This is a genomic window from Streptomyces sp. NPDC002868 (genome assembly GCF_055563295.1).
Genome location: NZ_JBVHDR010000009.1, coordinates 273,919 through 293,174, shown reverse-complemented (window position 1 = coordinate 293,174; position 19,256 = coordinate 273,919). Strand labels below are relative to the sequence as shown.

Here is a 19,256-nt window from a genome sequence, read left to right as displayed (position 1 = left end):
CATGTCCGGGACCGGCACGGCCGCGGACGCCCGCCCCGCGCCGGGGCCGGTAGTCCACCGCCCGTGCCCGTCAGGCTCGTTGCCGCGACCGCAGCTCCGTCTTCAGGACCTTCCCGCTCGCGTTCCGCGGCAGTTCCCTCACGAACTCGACCTCCCTCGGGACCTTGTAGTTCGCCATCTCCCGCCGCGACCAGGCGATCAGATCGTCCGCCGTGAGCGTCGAGCCCCTGTGCCGTACCGCATACGCCTTGCCCACCTCGCCGAGCCGCGCGTCGGGGACCCCGATGACCGCCACATCCGCCACATCCGGGTGCAGGCCCAGCAGTTGCTCGATCTCCGCCGGGTAGGCGTTGAAGCCGCCGACGATGAACATGTCCTTGATCCGGTCGGTGATACGGAGATTGCCCCCCTTGTCCAGAACGCCGACGTCGCCCGTGCGCAGCCAGCCGTCCTCGGTGATCGCCTTCGCCGTCTCCTCCGGGTCCTCGAAGTAGCCCTGCATGACGTGGTGTCCACGTACCAGAACCTCGCCCGGTTCACCGGCGGCGGCCGACACACGGACCTCGGTGCCGGGGATCGCACGGCCCGAGGTGGTCGCGATCGTCTCCGGGGCGTCGCCACGGCGGCACATGGTGACGATGCCGCTCGCCTCGGAGAGGCCGTACGCGGTCAGCACCGTGGCGATGCCCAGCTCACTGCGCAGCCGCTCCACCAGCTGGAGCGGTACGACCGCCGCGCCGGTGACCACAAGGCGCAGCGCGGACAGGTCGTGCTGGTCGCGGGCCGGGTGGTCGAGCAGCGACTGGTGCAGGGTCGGCGGTCCTGGCAGCACCGAGATGCGTTCGGACGCGATGTTCGCCAGGACCGTGTCCACATTGAAGACCGGCTGTGGCACCATCGTCGCGCCCCGCGTCAGACAGGCGATGATGCCCGCCTTGTAGCCGAAGGTGTGGAAGAAGGGGTTCACGATCAGATAGCGGTCGCCCTCGCGCAGTCCCGCGAGGTCGCTCCACACGTCGTAGCAGCGCAGCGTCTGCGCATGGGTGATGACGGCACCCTTGGGGCGGCCGGTGGTGCCCGAGGTGAAGATGATGTCGGAGGGGGCCGAGGAGTCGATCGAGTCGGCCCGGGTGCGGACTTGTGCCGATGTGACGCCGTCGCCGCCCGCCAGGAAGTCCTTCCAGGTACGGAAGTCCTCAGGCGCGCTGTCGGCGAGCACCACGACCTGCTCCAGGTGCGGCAGGTCCACCTCCGCGCGGCGCAGGGACGCGACGTACGAGGTGCCGAGGAAGGTGCCGGTGACGAAGAGCAGTCTGGCCCGGCTGCGCTGGAGTACGTACGCGGCCTCCGTGCCCTTGAAGCGGGTGTTCAGCGGCACCAGCACCGCACCGGCCGTGACCGCGCCGAGCGCGGAGACGATCCAGTCGAGGGCGTTCGGGGCCCAGATGGCGACCCGGTCGCCCGGTTCGATGCCCGAAGCCATACAGGCGGCGGCCCCCCGTTCGACCCGCTCGCCCAGTTCGGCGTACGAGACACGGGTGCGGCCATCGACGACGGCCTCCCGCTGCCCGTACCGTCCGGCAGCGCTCCGCACCAGCTTCGGGATGGTGCCCCACTCCAGGTCGCCGCGCATCGCAAGCCCTCCCACCGCAGTAGCTGACTGTCCGTCAGATTAGCTGTACTCTCCCCCTCATGGCGAGCCTCAAGGACGCAACCGCGATAGCCGGGATAGGGCAGACGGCCTTCGCGAAACATCTCCCCGAATCCGAGAAGACCCTGGCCTGCCGGGCCATCGTCGCCGCGCTCGACGACGCCGGCGTCGACCCTTCCGAGGTCGACGGCTTCGCCTCGTACACGATGGAGGAGACGGACGAGGTCGAGATCGCGAAGTCCATCGGCGCCGGAGACGTGACCTTCTTCTCCAAGGTCGGCTACGGCGGCGGCGGTTCCTGCGCCACCGTCGCCCATCTCGCCGCGGCGATCGCGACGGGCCAGGCGAGCGTGGGGGTCGCCTGGCGCTCACGCAAACGCGGATCGGGCCCAAGGCCCTGGAAAAACACGGCCGTTCAGCTGCCGACCCCCGGCCAGTGGACCCGGCCCTTCGGACTGCTGCGGCCCGCCGACGAGATCGGCATGCTGACGCGGCGCTATATGCACGAGTACGGCGCCACCCGCGACCATCTCTTCAACGTCGCCCTCGCCTGCCGCAACCGCGCCAACCAGAACCCCGCCGCGGTGATGTACGAACGGCCGCTGACCCGCGACATGTATATGACCGCGCGCTGGATCAGCGAGCCGCTCTGCCTCTTCGACAACTGCCTGGAGACGGATGGCGCGCTGGCCTGCGTGATCGTGAGCGCCGAGCGCGCCCGCGACTGCCGCCACCAGCCGGTCTACGTCCACTCCGCAGCCCAGGGCCTGCCCGCCCAGCACCACGGAATGGTCAACTACTGGAACGACGACCCGCTCACCGGACCCGCCTGGACGGCGGCCCGCCAGCTGTGGAAGACCTCCGACTTCGGGCCGCAGGACGTCGATGTGGCGCAGATCTACGACGCGTTCACCCCGCTCGTACCGCTCTCCCTGGAGGGCTACGGCTTCTGCGGGAGGGGCGAGGGCGCGGCGTTCACCGAGGGCGGCGCGCTGGAGATCGGCGGCCGGCTGCCCCTCAACACGGGGGGCGGCGGGCTGAGCGAGGCGTACGTACACGGCTTCAACCTCATCAACGAGGGCGTGAAGCAGCTGCGTGGCATCTCCACCGCGCAGGTCCCGGACGCCGCGACATGCCTGGTCACCGCGGGCGAGGGCGTGCCCACTTCGGCCTTACTGCTGAGGAGTTGAGATGCTCACACCGGTTGTCGACGAGGACGGCGCACCCTTCTGGGAGTACGCCGCCGAGGGCGAACTCCGCGTTCAGGCCTGCGCGCCCTGCGGCGAGCTGCGCTTTCCGCCCCGGCCCTGCTGCCCGCACTGCCAGTCCTTCGACAGCGAGTGGCGCAGGATGAGCGGGCGCGGCCGCATCTGGTCGTACGTCATTCCCCATCCGCCGCTGCTGCCCGCGTACGCCGCACTGGCCCCGTACAACGCGGTCGTCGTCGAGCTACTGGACGCCCCCCGCATCCGGCTGGCCGGCAATGTGGTCGCAGCGCCGGACGCCCCCCTGAACTCCGTCGACCCGGCGCGGCTGCGCATCGGCGCGGGGGTAAGGGTGGCGTTCACCCGGCTCGGTGACATCACTGTGCCGCGCTGGCTGCTGGAGCGCTCATGAGTGTGCGTATCGACAGCGACAAGGAGACGGGCGTCGCGCTGGTCACGCTCGACCGGCCAGAGAAGCACAACGCGATCGATCTGGAGACAGCGGCCGAACTGACCGCAGTCTGGCAGGAGTTCCGCCGCGACGATGCCGTACGAGCCGTGGTGGTGACCGGCGCGGGCAGCAAGGCGTTCTGCACCGGCATCGACCGCTCGGTCCAGGTGCCGCAGCCCTCGTCCCCGTATTCGATCGACGATCCGCTGATCGCGATCGGGCCGAAGGCGAACGACCTCTGGAAGCCGGTGATCGCGGCCGTGGAGGGGATGGCCTGCGGCGGGGCGTTCTACCTGCTCGGCGAGAGCGAGTTCGTGGTGGCTTCGCGTGAGGCAACGTTCTTCGACCCGCATACGACGTACGGCATGGTCAGCGCGTACGAGACGATCTACCTGGCGCAGCGGATGCCGTTCGGCGAGGTGGCGCGGATGGCGCTGATGGGGACGGCGGAACGGATCTCGGCCCAGCGGGCCTACGAGACGGGCCTGGTCTCGGAGTTGACCGAACCGGGCGAGGCGGCGGCGGCCGCGCTGCGGGCCGCGGCGGTGGTGGCGTCGTACCCGACGGAGGCGGTGCAGGGGACGGTACGGGCGGTGTGGGCGTCGCGGGAGGCGGCGAGGACGCAGGCGCTTGGGCATGCGCCGCACTTGATTGCGCTCGGGAACGTGGCGCGGGAGCGGCAGGCGGAGCGGTTTGCGGGGCGCCGGGGCGGGGGCGGGTACCGGTTGCGGTGACTTTCCCCTACCCGCCCCTTCCCGTAACCGGGGCTCCGCCCCGGACCCCGCTCCTCAATCGCCGGAGGGGCTGAATTTTCAGCCCGTTGGGGGTCCCCCCGGACGAAGTCTGGGGGAGATTGAGGACTGGGGGTCTGGGGGCGAAGCCCCCAGTTCGGGAAGGGGCGGGGTGGGGAACAGCCTCCGCCAGGGCCTAGGGCGCGGAGCCCCGGCAACTAGCCGGCAGTGCGGCTCGCGCTGATTACTTCGCACTTCTTGTACTCGGAGCCGTCGCCCGACCCCGTGTACGGCGTCGTCGCCACGCTCGTCCCCGACGCACCCGCCGCGACCTTGAGGTCGTTCACCTTCGCGATCGCCGTGTTCACGCTCTCGCCGAGGTCGCCCTTGAACTGCAGGCTCACGTCGTAGTCGTACGTCAGCGAGTCATCGTTCGTGACAGTGATCTTCGCGGTGAGGTTCTTGCCCGAGGCGTCCAGCTTGCACTCGTCGATCCTGACGTCCCGCTCGGCCTTGTCGGCGCTGGAGCCACCCGTCACCGAGCCGGTGGAACCGCCGGACGTGGTGGTGTCGTTGTCGTGGCTGCCACCGCTGCTGCTACTGCTGCTTCCATTGCTGCTGCTCCCGCCGCAGCTGCCGCCGTGGGAGCCGCGGGCTCCGGTCAGGGCGACGAGCGCGATACCGAAAACGGCGATGGCGCGGACATGACGAATCTTCACGTTTCAACCCCCGTTGAACGTATGAGTGAGCGGCTCGCTTTGACGAGCGCACGTCACACTAGCAGCGCCTGATCACTGCCACCGCCGACTCAGTCGTCGAGCAGGGCGTCGGCTTCGCACTTCTTCACGCGCGACACCTTCTTGGGGCTCTGCATCCTGACCGTGACGGTCTCTGTCTCCCCGCCGTCCAGCGTGACCTTGGTGTAACCGCGGTCGACGACATCGCCCACGGCGTCCAGGAACACCACGTCGACCTCGTACCGATGCGCCACCGAGGAGTCCGAGACGACCTTCACCGTGGCCGACGTATCCGCCTTGCGCTTGCCGCGGCCCTTCTTCACGCAGTCGACGACATACGCCCGGGCGGCGCCGCTCTCCGTCGCGGTGGGGGTGGGGTCGTCGGTGTATGTGTCCGAACCGGAGGAGGAGCCGGAGGAGCTGTAGTCGTCATCGTCGTAGTCGCGGTAGCCGCTGTTCGACTTCTTGGAGCTGGAGCAGCCGCCTCCGCCACTGCTGCCCTTCGACCCGCTCTTTCCGCCCCTACCCTTGCCACCCGATCACGAGCTCGAGAAACCGGTCAGCGCGAGCACCACAACGACAAGTACGGCCGCGAGCTTGAGACGTCGGCGCACCATGGCCACTCTCCCCCTGGAGGTACTTGATGTACCTGACAACCGCGCGAAACCGTAGCAGTCGCGAATCAGGCGCGGCCGGGCGGGGATTGGTCCCCGGGGTGCGTCGGGGGTCCGTCCAGTCTGGGGGCGGTGTGAGGCTCGGTCTCCGGCGGCTCTCTGCGGATCCGGCCGCTCATCACGACCGCGGCAACGAGCAACAGCAAACCGCCGCCGACTGCGTATGCGACTCCGTCACCGAGGCCACCGCCGTCGCCGCCGACGGTCAGGGTGCCTGCCTCCTGGCCCAGGCGGACCATCCACAGCACGGTGAAGCCGAGCACGATCACCCCGGAGAGCGCGACCAGCAGCCGCGAGCGCAGGACAAGGCCGATCAGGGTCACCAGGGCCGCGAAGGCGAACGGCAGGAGAATCGAGACGATCAGTCCGGGCCTGGTCTCGGTGATGCCGGTGAACAGGTCCTGGACGCGGTAGTCGCGCCCGTGACGGCCGTCGTACCAGGCACGGAAGGGGCTCCATACGGCGGCCGCCGCTCCGATGAGAGCGAGGATCGAGCCGATGATGTTGCGCGTCATCGTCGGCCTCCCTGGGTACGCCGCGCTCTCGATCACGACGCTACGCCCGGGGGGTACGCCCCGCCATCGGGCGCCGGAAGGGCCCGGGAACGACTACCGAGCCCCGCCCCGCCCGGTCGCCGTCCCCTTGACCGCGTCCAGCGCGTACACACACCGGTCCTTGCTGCACGCGTACACCACACCGCCCTGCGCCACCGGCGACCCGGTGATCTCGCCGCCGGTCGCGAGCTTCCAGCGCAGCTGGCCGCCGCTCGCGTCCAGCGTGTAGAGCACGTGGTCCGCGGAGCCGAAGTGCACCCGGCCGTCCGCGACGACCGGCGCGCCGATGACCTCGCCGCCCGCGGCGAACCGCCACATCGGGGTGCCCGTCACCGCGTCCAGCGTGTACAGCGCGCTGCCGCTGCCGACATGGATGTTGCCGCCGGCCACGAGGACCGGCTCGACGGACTGGCGCGACTCGGTGGCGATACGCCAGCGGTCCTTGCCGGTCGTGGCGTCCAGGGCGTACACCGTGCCGAGGTAGTCGGCGAGATAGACGCCGCCGCCCGTCACCGCCGGGCCCGGTGCGAAGACCGGCGGCGAGAGGAACACCGCGGGGGCCTCGAAGTGCCAGCGGACCAGGCCGTTCGAGATGTCAATGGCGAGGACGCGGGTGCCGGCCGCGACGTACACATAGCCATCGGGCGCGGGATGCACCCGGACGGGCACACTGCCGCAGGACGCCGCGTCACCGACGGGATAGGACCAGCGCTCGACGCCCGTACGGGCCTCCAGCGCGCGCAGCCTCGCGTCCTGCCATACGTACACCGTGTCGCCGAAGATCGCGGGACCGGCCTCGGGGGTCTCGAAGTCCGTCTGCGCCCCGGTCGTCTCCCACAACTTCTCGCCGTTGGACGCCTCCCAGGCCTGTACGCCGCCGCCGCGGGTCCCGGTGAGGACGGTGCCGCGGTCGACCTTGAGGGAGTACACCCAGGCGTCGGCCTGGAGCCGCCACCGCTCCTGGCCGCTGGTCGCGTCGAGTGCGTACAGCGAAGGCCCGTCGGAGGCGTGGATACGGCCGCCCGCGACGGCCATCGCCCAGGCCACGTCCCGGGTCTTGAACTGGCGGCGGCCGCTGCCCACGTCCAGCGCGTGCACCTCGAAGGAGGTGACGTAGAGGAGATCCCCGGCGACCACGGGAGTGCCCCAGACGTCGTTCGACATCCGGAAACGCCACGGGCGCCAGTGTCCGGAAGCCGCGTCCGGGGGCGAGGCGGGCGGCGGCACGGGTGCCTGGACGGGGGCCGGTCCGGGTGACGGGAGGGCGCTGGTCGCGGCCTCGGCGCCGTTCAGCCCGCCGGGCGGGCGGATCCAGCCGGTCGCGGGGCCGGTCTCGACGACCCCGCCGCGGCCGGCGTCGGCGACGCGCGGGCCGGGGCCGATCGGCACCTTGGCGCCGGGCAGCCGCACGGGTCCCGCGGCGGCGGGAGAGGTCACCGCAACGGGTGACGGCGAGGCCTGTCCCGTACGCGGATCGCTGCCGCCGCGCCAGGCGGAGTCCCAGTCGGTGCCCTGCCGGGGCGGCTGCGGCGGTGCCTGGGGAACGGGCGGGGCGGGCTCGGCGGGGCGCGGCGCGGCGACCGGGGCCGGGACGGCGGGCCTGCCGCCGCGGCGCTGCTCGATCATCGCGGTGGCCCGCGACGGCAGCCATGCGGACGCGGTCCCGCTGTCGTCGCTGCCGGAGGAGAACAGATGCGGCGCGAGCTGCGCCTGCAGATCCTCGGGCGTGGGCCGCAGTCCGGCCTCCATCTGCATACAGGACTCGATCAGCGGCCGGAGCTCGTCCGGCAGCCCCTGAAGGTCCGGGCCCTCGCGCAGCAGCATGAAGACGGTCTCGACCGGGTTGGCGCCGTGGAAGGGGGCGTGGCCGGTCGCCGCGAAGACGAGCGTGGAGCCGAGCGAGAACACATCGCTCGCGCCGGTCACGCTGCGGGAGTCGCGCGCCTGCTCCGGTGACATGTACGCGGGCGTGCCCACGGCGACATTGGTCATGGTCAGCCGGGTGTTGGAGACGCCGGACGCAATACCGAAGTCGATGACGCGCGGCCCGTCCTCCACGACCAGGACGTTCGACGGCTTGAGGTCGCGGTGGACGAGGCCGGCGCCATGGATGGACTGCAGCGCCTCGGCGACGCCGGCTGCCAGCCAGCGCACCGCCTGGGCGGGCATCGGCCCGCACTCATTCACTATCTCTTCGAGGGAGGGTGCGGGGACGTACGCGGTGGCAAGCCACGGCACGGCCGCCCGCGGGTCGGCGTCGACCACGGCCGCCGTGTAGAAACCGCTGACAGCCCGGGCGGCTTCCACCTCACGGGTGAAGCGGACGCGGAAGAGCTGGTCTTCGGCGAGCTCGGTACGCACCGTCTTGATCGCCACCCGGCGGCCGGACGCCGACCGGGCGAGATAGACCAGCCCCATGCCGCCGGCACCGAGCCGGCCCAGTACCTCGAACGGACCGATCCGTCTCGGGTCATGCTGCGTCAGCTGCTCGATCACTTGCCTGCCACCTCCCCGTACGGGCCCCAGAAGATACGGAGCCCGTCAATTCCAGCCCCGTGCAGCGTCCCACCACCGAGACCCTCAGCGGTGCGCACCCTGATTCTTCCTGTCGGAGGCGGCGGTTGCGAACCCGGGGGCGGATCGGGGTGTCTCACCCGGTTTCGGACACGGATCGGGAGGCGTAATGGTTCAGCCGCGCGCCTCCAGGCGTCCGGTGGCGCGCAGAGACCCACCACAGGAGATCGAGTCGCTGCCGTCCCCGGTGTGCCAGGCCCCGTAAACAGTCTTGACGCGGACCGGCCACTTCGGGTTGCTCACGTCGTCGCAGTCGACGACGAGCCGCCAGGTGTGGAAGGAGCCGCTGTAGCAATTGGCGGACGCGGTGTCACCGCTGCCGGCGAGGTTGCAGGGGAGGCGGGCGGCGGAGGCGGGGGTCGCAGTGAGGAGTCCGGCGGCGACGGCGGCGACGGCCGCGAGTCCCAGGGCGGTAGGGCACGGAGCACGGGAGGTCCTTTCGTGGAGGGGAAGGCCCCCACTATGGATCAGAAACCCGCCCTAGGTCTAGACCATTCCCTCCTTCAACTCCCTTTCATCTCACGTTCGTTGAGGCCGCCGCCGGGCTCCCCTCAAGCCGCCTTCGGTTCGGCGAGCACGGCGAACGAAGCGCCCTGATTGTCGGCGAGCACGGCGATGCGCCCGTACGGAATATCGAAGGGCAACGCCTGGATGCGGCCACCGAGACGGGTCGCGGCCGCGGCCGTCTCGTCGCAGTCGTCGACGCAGAAGTAGATGAGGAAGTGGCCGGGCATCTCGGCCGGGAAGGCGTCGGTGATTACGCTGCGGCCGCCGATGGCGGTGTCCTCCCCCGGTTCCGTACCGGCCGGGGACCACATCCGGAAGTCGATGGAGTCGTCGGGCAGATCCGTGCCCTGGAAGCCGAAAACCCGTTCGTAGAAGGCGTCCGCCCGCTCCTTGTCCCGCGTGTACACCTCGGTCCAGCAGAAGGAGCCCGGCTCGCCCTGCTTCTCGAAGCCGGCCCTGTCGCCCGCCTGCCAGAGCCCGAAGACCGCGCCGCCGGGATCCGTGGCGAGCGCCATCGTCCCGGCCGTGCCGACTTGCACCGGGGCCGTGATCACCTGGCCGTCGGCGTCCCTGATCTCCCTGCTCAGCGCGGCAGCGTCGGAGGTGGCGAAGTAGACGCCCCAGACGGTGGGCATCCGGCCGTCGCGCTTGGGCACGAGGGCGGCGACCAGCTTTTCGTCGCTGAAGGCGTCGACGTACGCCCCTTCGCCCCCGCCGAATGTCCAGCCGAACAGCTCACCGTAGAAGCGCTTGCCCGCCTCGACATCGGGGAGCGCCGCGTCCACCCAGCACGGCGCGCCCTGTGGGAATACGGCCATGGACCTGGTTCCTTCCCTGGTGCGGGATGCGGCGGGTGTGGTGCCCGTCACACTCAAGCTAGCGGCGTGACCCGCGTGGCGCAGGGGATCGAATCGAACGTTTGGTCAATTATCAGGACATGGGAGCCACGGCGAGGCCGAGGATTGTTGAGTTGTCCACGGAAGTTGTCCACAGGCTGTTGATAACACTATTGGCGTATACCGGCCGCACCCCTGCCGCACCCTGCCCGCCAGGGTTGCCGCACCCCATTTGCACTCGGCCGAATCGCGCGCCGATCACCCCTCGGTAAGCTGACGGCATGACAGGACAAGTACGCACCGTCGACGGCCGAGTGGCCGGACGACGCGGACAGGCGACGCGGCAGAAGCTGCTCGACTGCCTCAGCGAGATGCTCAGCTCCTCGCCGTACCGGGACGTCAAAGTCATCGACGTGGCCCGGAAGGCGGGCACTTCACCCGCGACCTTCTACCAGTACTTCCCGGACGTCGAGGGCGCGGTCCTCGAGATCGCGGAGGAAATGGCCAAGGAGGGCGCGGGATTGACCGAACTGGTCTCCGGCCGCTCCTGGGTCGGCAAGGGCGGCTGGCAGACGTCGGAGGCGCTGGTCGAGGGCTTCCTCGATTTCTGGCGGCGCCACGACGCGATTCTGCGAGTGGTGGATCTTGGGGCCGCGGAGGGGGACAAACGGTTCTACAAGATCCGCATGAAGATCCTGAACTCGGTCACCAACTCCCTTACGGACGCGGTGAAGGACTTGCAGTCCAAGGGCAAGGTCGACAAGGACGTCAGCCCGGCGGCGATGGCAGGCTCGCTGGTGGCGATGCTGGCGGCGGTGGCGTCGCATCAGAAGGGGTTCACGACCTGGGGTGTGAAACAGGCGGAACTGAAGCCGAATCTGGCGCTGTTGGTGCACTTGGGCATCACGGGCAAGAAGCCGACGAAGTAGGCGGCTGCGGCTCACCTTTTCAAGTCCTGTCAGGCCGACGGCGGTCCCTTTCCGGGTGACCGCCGTCGGCTTTGGTCATCCTGGTCCGTGGTCGGCGTGGGCCAGGGGGAGTTGGTGGTTGGTGTCCGGTGGTGCCTTCGCGGGCGAACCCCCGAAGGCACCGCAAGCCGCGTGGTGGGTTTCGCGGGCGAACCCCCGAAGGGCACCGCAATCCGCATCGCTGAATCCGCATCCCTACCGGCGGGACAGGCGGAACAGGCGGATCTGACGGTCCACCCTTGACTGGTACGTCGCGTACGGCGGCCAGAACTTCAGGGCCGCCCGCCAGGCCTCTTCCCTTTCCTCGCCCTCCAGCAGGCGGGCGTGGACCTGAATGTCCTCGCCCTTCCAGCTGACCTCCGCGTCCGGGTTCTTCAGCAGGTTCGCCGTCCAGGACGGGTGGCCCGGGCGGCCGAAGTTGGAGCCGATCAGGAGCCAGCCGCCCGAGTCCTCCGGCATACAGGCAAGCGGGGTGACCCTCGGCAGGCCGCTCTTCGCGCCACGGGCCGTGAGAATGACGCCCGGCAGCATCTGTGCGCTGAGCAGCACCCTGCCGCGCGTCAGGCGGTGCACCGTGCGGTCCATCGCCGGGATGAAGTGGGGCGCGATCTTCGCGAAGGCGCGGGTCGACGAGACCTTCTGGATCAGTCGCACACCAGGAGGCATCAGACCGCCACCGCCGGCCGCGCAGCGAAGAGTCCCGCCCGTTCGGCCGCATGCGCGCGCAGCCGGTGGACCGGGCCGAACAGCAGCTCGTCCGCCGTCGCCCGTTTGAAGTAAAGGTGCGCCTCGTGTTCCCAGGTGAAGCCGATCCCGCCGTGCAGCTGGACGGCCTCCCCGGTGACCACCCGCAGCGCCTCCAGGCACTGGGCCAGGGCCAGACCGCCCTCCGCCGGGTCCCACGCCGCGTAGTACGCCGCCGAGCGGGCCGCCTGGACCCGTACGTACAGATCCGCCAGCCTGTGCTTCACCGCTTGGAAGGAGCCGATCGCCCGGCCGAACTGCTCGCGGGCGCGGACGTACTCCACCGTCCGGTCCAGCGCGCTCGCGGCCGCGCCGACCGCCTCCGCCGCCAGCAGGGCCGCCGCCCGCGCCCCCGCACCCGCCAGCGCCCCCGGCACATCCGCAGCGTCGTCCGCGCCCAGCAATTCCGCCGCGCAGTCCCGTAGTTCGATACGGGCCTGCGGCCGCGTCTGGTCCAGTGACGTCTGCCGGACCCGGGTAAGACCCGCCGCATCCGCCCGTACCAGGAACAGGAGCGTCCGGCTGCGGGCGAAGCCGCCCGTGTGCGCCGCGACCAGCAGCAGTCCCGCGCTGTGTCCGTCGAGGACCTGCCCGGCCTCCCCATAGAGCAGCCACTCCCCGCCGTCGCCGGGCCGCGCCTGTACGCCGCCGGCCCGGCCGCCGCCCGCCCACTCCCCCGACGCGTTGTCAGCGGTCAGCCCGAGAGCCGACGCCAGAGCGCCGCCCGGCACTGCGAGTGCGCAGGTCAGCGAGCCGTCCGCGATACGCGGCAGCAGTTCGTCGCGCTGCCCGGGCGTCCCGAGCGCGGTGATCAGCGGCGCCGCGAGCCCCGCAGTGGCCAGCAGCGGCGAGGGCAGCAGCGCCCGCCCGGTCTCCTCGCAGGCGAGCGCGAGCTCCGCGAGGCCGCACCCCACGCCGCCGTACGACTGGGGCAGCGCGAGACCCGGCAGGCCCAGCTGCTCGGACAGCTGCGCCCACAGCTGCGGGTCGTACCCGGCGGCGGTGCGGACGGCGGCCCTGACCTCTTCCGGGCCGGACCGTTTGGTCAGCAGTTCGCGCAGGGTGCGGCGGATCTCGTCCTGCTCCGCGGTGAAGGCGGTGTCCATGGGATCCCTCCGTATCTGACGGGCCGTCATGCTAGAGGCGGCGGACCCAGATTCACAGAGGTGTGCGTGCGAGATGGGCACCGACGTCTTCGGTACTGCTTCCAGCCGTACGCTCCAAGCTATCTGATGTACCGTCAGATTCATGGCCTCCCCACAGCGCAGAGTCGCCATCGTCGGCATATCCCTCTCGGACTGCGGCCGCGTCGATGGCCCCACGCCCTACGCCCTCCACGCCCAGGCCGCCCGCCGCGCACTCGCCGACAGCGGCCTCGACCGGTCCGTCATCGACGGATTCGGCTCGGCCGGCCTCGGCACGCTCGCCCCGGCCGAGGTCGCCGAGTATCTGGGCCTGAGGCCGCGCTGGGTGGACTCGACCGCCGTCGGCGGCGCCACCTGGGAGGTCATGGCGGCGCATGCGGCAGACGCGATCGCCGCCGGTCACGCCAATGCCGTACTACTCGTCTACGGATCGACCGCCCGCGCCGACATCAAGGCGCGGCGGCGCACCTCCAACCTCTCCTTCGGCGGCCGCGGACCGCTCCAGTTCGAGGTCCCGTACGGCCACACCCTCATCGCCAAGTACGCGATGGCCGCCCGCCGCCATATGCACGAGTACGGCACGACGCTGGAGCAGCTCGCCTCGGTGGCGGTCCAGGCGCGGGCGAACGCCGCCGCCAACCCGGACGCGATGTTCCGCGACCCGATCACCGTCGACGAGGTGCTGGAAGGGCCGGTGATCGCGGACCCGTTCACCAAGCTGCACTGCTGTATCCGCAGCGACGGCGGCTGCGCGGTGCTGATCGCCGCGGAGGAGTACGTACGCGACTGCGCGAAGGACCCGGTGTGGATTCTGGGCACCGGCGAGTACGTCTCCCACACCACGATGTCCGAGTGGGAGGACTTCACCGTCTCCCCGGCGGCGGTGAGCGGCCGACTCGCCTTCGAGCGCGCGGGCGTCACCCCCGCTGACATCGACATCGCCGAGATCTATGACGCCTTCACCTACATGACGCTGGTGACGCTGGAGGACCTGGGCTTCTGCACCAAGGGCGAGGGCGGGCCCTTCGTCGAGAAGGGGCGGCTGAAGCTCGACGGCGAGCTGCCGGTGAACACCGACGGCGGCGGCCTTTCCGCCTGCCATCCCGGGATGCGCGGGCTGTTTCTGCTGGTCGAGGCCGTACGGCAGCTCCGCGGCGAGGCGGACGGCCACCAGGTGCGCAAGGCCGACGGCGGGCCACCGCGGCTGGCGGTGGCATCCGGTACGGGCGGATGGTTCTGCTCGTCCGGGACGGTGGTGCTGGGCCGGGACTGAGAAGCCGGGAGGGACTCCAGGGAAGGAAGCTCTACCGAAAGGGATCTATACAACCGTCATAGACAAACGTATGGGACATCCGTATAGTTCGATCACCGGCAGGCGCGCAGGCGCAGGCGCCGCCCATCACTCGACCCGGGAGTCCCGATGACGAAGCACGCCGGCACCAGCCACAGGCTCGCCAACAAGACCGTTCTGATCTCCGGTGCCTCGATCGCGGGCCCTGCCCTCGCTCTCTGGCTGCACCGCTACGGCTTCACCCCGACCCTCGTCGAGCGCGCCCCTCAGCTGCGGCCCGGCGGCTACAAGGTCGACCTGCGCGGCGTCTCCATCGACGTCTGCGAGCGGATGGGGATCCTGGACGACGTGCGCCGCGCCTCCACGGACATGCAGGGCGGTTCATACGTCGACGACGCCGGCGGCACCATCGCCGAGATGCCCGCCGACTTCTTCGGCGGACGGGTGGACGGCGACGACGAGATCATGCGCGGCGACCTGGCCCGCATCATGTACGAGCACACGCGCGACGGCGTCGAGTACATCTTCGGCGACTCGATCGCGGCCCTGAACGAAGATGCGGACGGCATCACCGTCACCTTCGAGAACGGTGAGCCACGCCGCTTCGACCTGGTCGTGGGCGCGGACGGGCTGCACTCCAACACGCGTCGGCTGGTGTTCGGCGACGAGAGGCAGTTCAAGCGGCACCTGGGCGCGTACATCTCCATCTTCACCGCGCCCAACCATCTGGGCCTGGACCGCTGGGAGACGTACCACGCGCTGCCCAACAAGCTGGTGTGCGCCTACAGTTCGGGCGGCGAGAGCACCGCCAAGAACCTGTTCATCTTCGGCTCGTCCGAGCTGTCGTACGACTACCGGGACATGGACCGGCAGAAGAAGATCCTCGCCGACGCCTTCGCGGGCGACGGGTGGGAGATCCCGACGATGCTGGAGAACGCCGCGGCCGCCCGCGACTTCTACTTCGACTCCATCACCCTGATCGAGATGGACCGCTGGTCGAAGGGGCGGGTCCTGCTGCTGGGCGACGCGGCCCACTGCGCATCACCGGCCTCCGGCCAGGGCACCGGCCTCGCGCTGATCGGCGCGTACATCCTGGCGGGCGAGCTGGCGGCGGCGAACGGCGATCACACGGTGGCGTACGAGCGCTACGAGAGCGGGATGCGGTCGGGCGTGGAGCTCAACCAGAGGTTCGCCGAGCGCTTCGCGAAGGAGATGACGGTCCCTTCAAAGGGCAAGATCCGTCTGCGGATGGCGATGTTGCGGATGCTGCCGTACATGCCCTGGAAGAACCTGATCGCGAGGAAGATCACCGAGAGTGTGCAGGAGGCGGCGCATGCCATCGGGATCAAGGACTACGCGAGCCGCGAGGCACTGGCCGCGACGCGTTGAGGCACGGGGCAGTGAGGCCCGGCCCGGTGACGGCGCAGGGCAGTGAGGCCCGGCCCGGTGACGGCGCAGGGCAGCCCGCGGCTCGGCTCGGACCGGGCTACTCCGGGAGCAGCCGCTCGACCAGCGCCGCGATGAGGTCGCCGGCCTCCTCCCTGGGGAAGACGTCGGGAAGTGTGAGGCGTTCCACCACCAGCCAATTGGCGGCGAGGTAAATCATCCTGACCGCGTCGGCGTCGCCGGGCAGACCGGCGGCCAGGTGGCTGGTGACATTGTTCTCGACGTCCTCCCTGACGCGCTCGGTGAGCACCGCGCGCAGGGCGGGGCGGCGGGTGGCCTCCAGACGCAGCTCCAGAAGCGCGAGATAGCCGGTGCGGAACGCGGTGACGCGCTCCACCACTTCGCGCACCAGTTCGGCGGTCCGCGCGCGAGTGGCCGGCCCTTCGAGCATGGCCTCCATGGTCGGCTCGTCCGGTTGCATCCGCTCGTAGATCCGGCCGCCGGCCTGGGTGAGCAGATCGTCGCGGTTGGCGAAGTAGTTGGACGCGGTGCCCTTGGGCACCTCCGCCTCGGCGTCGACGGCCCGGAATGTCAGGCCGCGCGCACCCTCGCGGGCGAGCACCTCGATGGCCGCGTCGATCAGCGCGGCGCGCCGGGCCAGGTTCTGCCTCATGCGTGTTCCTCTCACTGCCCCCTGACACCACTGCGAGTGTAGTAATAACCGCATGGACAACGATCAGCAGGAAACGTTCCGCAGGCTCCTGCGCGCACAGCGGGTCTGGGACACCACGCTCCCCGGCTTCGACCCTGCCGCGGCGCCCAGCACGCCACTGCCGCTGTTCCACCGGTGGTTCGCGGAGGCCGTGGCAGCCGGTCAGCGAGAGCCGCACACCATGACCCTGGCCACCGTGGACGAGCAGGGGCGTCCTGACGTACGAACGCTGATGCTGCACGACGCGGACGAGCGGGGCTGGCACTTCGCCTCGCACGCCACCAGCGCGAAGGGCCGCCAGCTGGCCGCCCGCCCCGATGCCGCGCTGGGCTTCTACTGGGCCGCGCAGGGCCGCCAGATCCGGATCCGGGGCAAGGTGGGCGCGAGCGGCTCCACCGAGAGCCAGGCCGATCTGCACGCCCGCTCGACGGGCGCGCTGGCCGCGGCGCTCACCGGCCGCCAGAGTGAAGTCCTGGGCTCCCGGAGTGAGTTGGCGGACGCCTCGCAGGCGGCGTGGGAGCGGGCACAGGCCGAGCCCGACGCGCCCGTGCCGACCTGGACGCGCTATGTGCTCGATCCGTACGAGGTGGAGTTCTTCCAGGGCGACGAGCAGCGGCGGCACGTGCGGCTGCGCTACCGCCGCGAGGACGGCGGCTGGATGAAGGAGCTGCTCTGGCCGTGATCACGCCGGCCGGAAGACGGGGACTGCTTGCTCGCCGTCCTCCTGGCGGAAGGTGACCTCCAGCGCCATGCCGATGCTCAGTCCGCCCTCCGGGCACTGAACGATCTCGGTCATCATGCGCGGGCCCTCGACGAGATCGACGACCCCGGCGGTGTACGGGGCGCGGGCGCCGAAGGGCGGCAGGTCGTTGCGGTGCACGACGGACCAGGTGTAGAGCGTCGCGCGGCCGCTCGCCCGCTCCCAGTCGACGTCCTCGCTCCAGCAGTACGGGCAGAACTCGCGCGGATAGTGGTGAGCTCGCGCGCACACGCGGCAACGGCGGATCAGCAGCCGCCCGTCGGTGGCGGCGCCCCAGAAGGGGCGGGTGAAGTCGTCGCTTTCGGGCAGATCGAACCGCGGCGCCGTCGCCATCAGAAGAGTCCGATCGCACTGTCGAGGGACCAGGTCTGCCAGGACATGGCGAAGAGCGCGACAAGCGATATGAGCGCCATCATGGCGTTCTGCCCCTGTTCCGCCCAGTCATGGATCATCAGGACGAGATAGAGCAGATTGAGGAGCAGGCCGCCGACGAGGGCGATCGGGGTCAGGAAGCCGACGACCAGACCGAGTCCGAGGGCGAGTTCGGCGTAGACGACGATGTACGCCATCGCCTTGGGGCGGGGCTGGACCACCGTCTTGAAGCCGGTCTTCACCAAGGGCCACCTGTGCTTGCCCGCGACGTCGGCGGCCCAGGCGATGCCGGTGCCGCGCTCGAACCAGCCCTTCTTGTCCTTGTGGCGCCAGCTCTCCAGCCACCAGAGGCCGAGACCGATACGAAGGACGGCGAGCCATTCGGCACCGGTGAGCCAGACGGTCTCCATCCGGACCCCCTTTCCACATTTCTGACGGTACGTCAGTTCAGCGGATGGGGCGGCCCGCGCGCAAGGGATGCGGCGGCTTGTGAACAAGTGGTGTGCGCGCGTGACCGATTCGCAACCGATTCCCATCTTGACTGAGACCCATCAAGTAATCGTGCGGTTACGCTCACGATTCATGCCCGACGAAAAGGACATCGACCTCACGAACGACCGGCCCGTCTACGTCATCGGCGGCGGCCCGGGCGGTCTCGCGGCTGCCGCCGCGCTGCGGGAGCAGGGCGTACGGGCCGTGGTGCTGGAGAAGTCCGAATCCGTGGGCGCGTCCTGGCGCCGCCACTACGACCGGCTGCATCTGCACACCACCCGGCGGCTGTCCGGCCTGCCCGGCCTCGCGATGCCCCGGTCCTTCGGGCGCTGGGTCTCGCGCGACAACGTGATCCGCTACCTGGAGAAGTATGCGGAGTTCCACGAGCTGGAGATCGTGACGGGGGTCGAGGTCTCCCGGATCGAGCCGTCGGGCCCCGACTGGCTACTGCATGCGACGGGCGGCCGTGAGCTGACCGGGCGGGCGGTCGTGGTGGCCACCGGCTACAACCACACCCCGCGCCTGCCCGACTGGCCGGGCCGCGATTCGTACACCGGAGAACTGCTGCACGCGGGCGAGTACCGCAACGCAGCCCGGTACGCGGGCAAGGACGTACTGGTCGTCGGCGTCGGCAACACCGGCGCCGAGATAGCCGTCGACCTGGTGGAGGGCGGCGCCGCCCGGGTCCGCCTCGCCGTGCGGACGGCCCCGCACATAGTCCGCCGCTCGACGGCGGGCTGGCCGGCCCAGCGCACCGGCATTCTGGTCCGCCGCCTCCCGGTCCGCCTCGTGGACCGGGCGGGCGAGATCATGGGCAAGATCTCCGTACCCGACCTCGCCGAACAGGGCCTGCCGCGCCCGGACGCGGGCCTGTACTCCCGGGTGCGCGAGGGCGCGATCCCGGTCCAGGACGTCGGCCTGATCGCCGCGGTCCGCTCCGGCAAGGTCGAACCGGTCGCGGCGCTGGACTCCTTCGAGGACAGCAAGGCGGTCCTGGCGGACGGCACCCGCATCACCCCGGATACGGTGATCGCGGCGACGGGCTACGAGCGGGCACTGGAGAACCTGGTGGGCCACCTCGGCGTACTGGACGAGCGGGGCCGCCCGGTGGTGCACGGCGGCCGCGCCGCCGCGCAGGCGCCGGGGCTCTTCTTCACCGGGTTCACCAACCCGATCAGCGGGATGTTCCGCGAGATGGCGATCGACGCACGCAAGATCGCGAAGGCGCTGGTGCGCTAGCGGGCCGCCCGGCCACCCCGCCGGAGAACAGGATCGCGCCCCCACTCCCGCTCGGCGTGGAGGGTGCGGGCTCACACACATGGGTACGGGTGGGACAGCGGCCGTCCACGGGGCGGGCGGCGCACCCGCGAGAACCGAGTGTGCCCTTCCACGGAACCCGCAAATCGGTGCCGCCGCCAGCCTTTGCCCGCAGGACTGTTCCTGACAGGCCGTCAGGTCTGTAATCT

The 19,256-nt window shown here is 70.4% G+C and carries 20 protein-coding genes; 8 read left to right on the top strand and 12 right to left on the bottom strand.

The annotated features are described in order from the left end of the window. Positions 1–70: 70 nt before the first annotated feature. Complete coding sequence (locus ACZ3H8_RS26650; protein ID WP_467405973.1) at positions 71–1,633, bottom strand: FadD3 family acyl-CoA ligase; 1,563 nt, start codon at positions 1,631–1,633, stop codon at positions 71–73. Positions 1,634–1,692: 59 nt separating this feature from the next. On the opposite strand from ACZ3H8_RS26650, the gene ACZ3H8_RS26645 reads away from it, so the two are divergent. Genes ACZ3H8_RS26645 through ACZ3H8_RS26635 form a run of 3 tightly spaced genes read left to right on the top strand, consistent with a single transcriptional unit; the run spans position 1,693 to position 4,041 of the window. Next, positions 1,693–2,841: a lipid-transfer protein gene (locus tag ACZ3H8_RS26645; protein WP_467405970.1), complete on the top strand. Its 1,149-nt coding sequence runs from the start codon at positions 1,693–1,695 to the stop codon at positions 2,839–2,841. 1 nt (position 2,842) lies between these two features. Next, complete coding sequence (locus tag ACZ3H8_RS26640) at positions 2,843–3,268, top strand: Zn-ribbon domain-containing OB-fold protein (protein WP_467405968.1); 426 nt, start codon at positions 2,843–2,845, stop codon at positions 3,266–3,268. Beyond that, positions 3,265–4,041, top strand: a complete 777-nt coding sequence (locus tag ACZ3H8_RS26635) for an enoyl-CoA hydratase/isomerase family protein (protein ID WP_467405965.1) — start codon at positions 3,265–3,267, stop codon at positions 4,039–4,041. The genes ACZ3H8_RS26640 and ACZ3H8_RS26635 overlap by 4 nt, the downstream gene beginning before the upstream one ends. 215 nt (positions 4,042–4,256) lie before the next feature. Here the strand turns inward: ACZ3H8_RS26635 and ACZ3H8_RS26630 are convergent, their stop codons facing one another. The 6 genes from ACZ3H8_RS26630 to kbpA form a co-directional block, all read right to left on the bottom strand. Next, positions 4,257–4,757, bottom strand: coding sequence for a hypothetical protein (locus tag ACZ3H8_RS26630; RefSeq protein WP_467405964.1), 501 nt, complete (start codon positions 4,755–4,757; stop codon positions 4,257–4,259). Between the two features lie 89 nt (positions 4,758–4,846). Next, the gene (locus ACZ3H8_RS26625; RefSeq protein WP_467405961.1) at positions 4,847–5,098 is read right to left on the bottom strand and encodes a hypothetical protein; all 252 of its coding nucleotides are present in this window, start codon (positions 5,096–5,098) and stop codon (positions 4,847–4,849) included. A gap of 359 nt (positions 5,099–5,457) precedes the next feature. Further along, a complete protein-coding gene (locus tag ACZ3H8_RS26620; RefSeq protein WP_467405960.1) occupies positions 5,458–5,964 on the bottom strand; it encodes a hypothetical protein in 507 nt (168 codons plus the stop codon). Positions 5,965–6,057: 93 nt separating this feature from the next. Continuing rightward, positions 6,058–8,499, bottom strand: a complete 2,442-nt coding sequence (gene afsK, locus ACZ3H8_RS26615; protein WP_467405957.1) for a protein serine/threonine kinase AfsK — start codon at positions 8,497–8,499, stop codon at positions 6,058–6,060. 192 nt (positions 8,500–8,691) lie between these two features. Continuing rightward, entirely contained in the window at positions 8,692–8,820 is a 129-nt protein-coding gene (locus ACZ3H8_RS26610; protein WP_467405956.1) for a hypothetical protein, read from the bottom strand. A gap of 308 nt (positions 8,821–9,128) precedes the next feature. Continuing rightward, positions 9,129–9,902, bottom strand: coding sequence for an AfsK-binding protein KbpA (gene kbpA, locus ACZ3H8_RS26605; RefSeq protein ID WP_467405954.1), 774 nt, complete (start codon positions 9,900–9,902; stop codon positions 9,129–9,131). A gap of 299 nt (positions 9,903–10,201) precedes the next feature. On the opposite strand from kbpA, the gene ACZ3H8_RS26600 reads away from it, so the two are divergent. After that, entirely contained in the window at positions 10,202–10,849 is a 648-nt protein-coding gene (locus tag ACZ3H8_RS26600) for a TetR family transcriptional regulator (protein ID WP_467405951.1), read from the top strand. A 234-nt stretch (positions 10,850–11,083) separates the two neighbouring features. Here ACZ3H8_RS26600 and ACZ3H8_RS26595 read toward each other — a convergent pair whose 3' ends face one another. Both ACZ3H8_RS26595 and ACZ3H8_RS26590 read right to left on the bottom strand, forming a co-directional pair. After that, positions 11,084–11,554, bottom strand: coding sequence for a nitroreductase family deazaflavin-dependent oxidoreductase (locus ACZ3H8_RS26595; protein WP_467405949.1), 471 nt, complete (start codon positions 11,552–11,554; stop codon positions 11,084–11,086). Further along, on the bottom strand, positions 11,554–12,738 hold the full coding sequence (locus ACZ3H8_RS26590) for an acyl-CoA dehydrogenase family protein (protein WP_467405947.1): 1,185 nt from the start codon (positions 12,736–12,738) through the stop codon (positions 11,554–11,556). The genes ACZ3H8_RS26595 and ACZ3H8_RS26590 overlap by 1 nt, the downstream gene beginning before the upstream one ends. A gap of 142 nt (positions 12,739–12,880) precedes the next feature. Here ACZ3H8_RS26590 and ACZ3H8_RS26585 point away from each other — a divergent pair, with 142 nt between their 5' ends. Beyond that, the gene (locus ACZ3H8_RS26585) at positions 12,881–14,050 is read left to right on the top strand and encodes a thiolase C-terminal domain-containing protein (protein ID WP_467405945.1); all 1,170 of its coding nucleotides are present in this window, start codon (positions 12,881–12,883) and stop codon (positions 14,048–14,050) included. Between the two features lie 147 nt (positions 14,051–14,197). Then, complete coding sequence (locus tag ACZ3H8_RS26580) at positions 14,198–15,457, top strand: FAD-dependent monooxygenase (RefSeq protein WP_467405942.1); 1,260 nt, start codon at positions 14,198–14,200, stop codon at positions 15,455–15,457. A gap of 97 nt (positions 15,458–15,554) precedes the next feature. Here ACZ3H8_RS26580 and ACZ3H8_RS26575 read toward each other — a convergent pair whose 3' ends face one another. Further along, positions 15,555–16,127: a TetR/AcrR family transcriptional regulator gene (locus tag ACZ3H8_RS26575; protein WP_467405941.1), complete on the bottom strand. Its 573-nt coding sequence runs from the start codon at positions 16,125–16,127 to the stop codon at positions 15,555–15,557. Positions 16,128–16,179: 52 nt separating this feature from the next. Here ACZ3H8_RS26575 and ACZ3H8_RS26570 point away from each other — a divergent pair, with 52 nt between their 5' ends. Next, complete coding sequence (locus ACZ3H8_RS26570) at positions 16,180–16,848, top strand: pyridoxine/pyridoxamine 5'-phosphate oxidase (protein ID WP_467405939.1); 669 nt, start codon at positions 16,180–16,182, stop codon at positions 16,846–16,848. On the opposite strand, the gene ACZ3H8_RS26565 is transcribed toward ACZ3H8_RS26570, so the two are convergent. Then, positions 16,849–17,259, bottom strand: coding sequence for a Zn-ribbon domain-containing OB-fold protein (locus tag ACZ3H8_RS26565; RefSeq protein ID WP_467405936.1), 411 nt, complete (start codon positions 17,257–17,259; stop codon positions 16,849–16,851). It lies immediately after the preceding gene. Further along, entirely contained in the window at positions 17,259–17,708 is a 450-nt protein-coding gene (locus ACZ3H8_RS26560; protein WP_467405934.1) for a DoxX family protein, read from the bottom strand. Before ACZ3H8_RS26560 ends, ACZ3H8_RS26565 begins: the two co-directional genes overlap by 1 nt. Before the next feature lie 172 nt (positions 17,709–17,880). On the opposite strand from ACZ3H8_RS26560, the gene ACZ3H8_RS26555 reads away from it, so the two are divergent. Further along, positions 17,881–19,029, top strand: coding sequence for a flavin-containing monooxygenase (locus tag ACZ3H8_RS26555; RefSeq protein ID WP_467405932.1), 1,149 nt, complete (start codon positions 17,881–17,883; stop codon positions 19,027–19,029). The last annotated feature ends 227 nt before the right edge of the window (positions 19,030–19,256 follow it).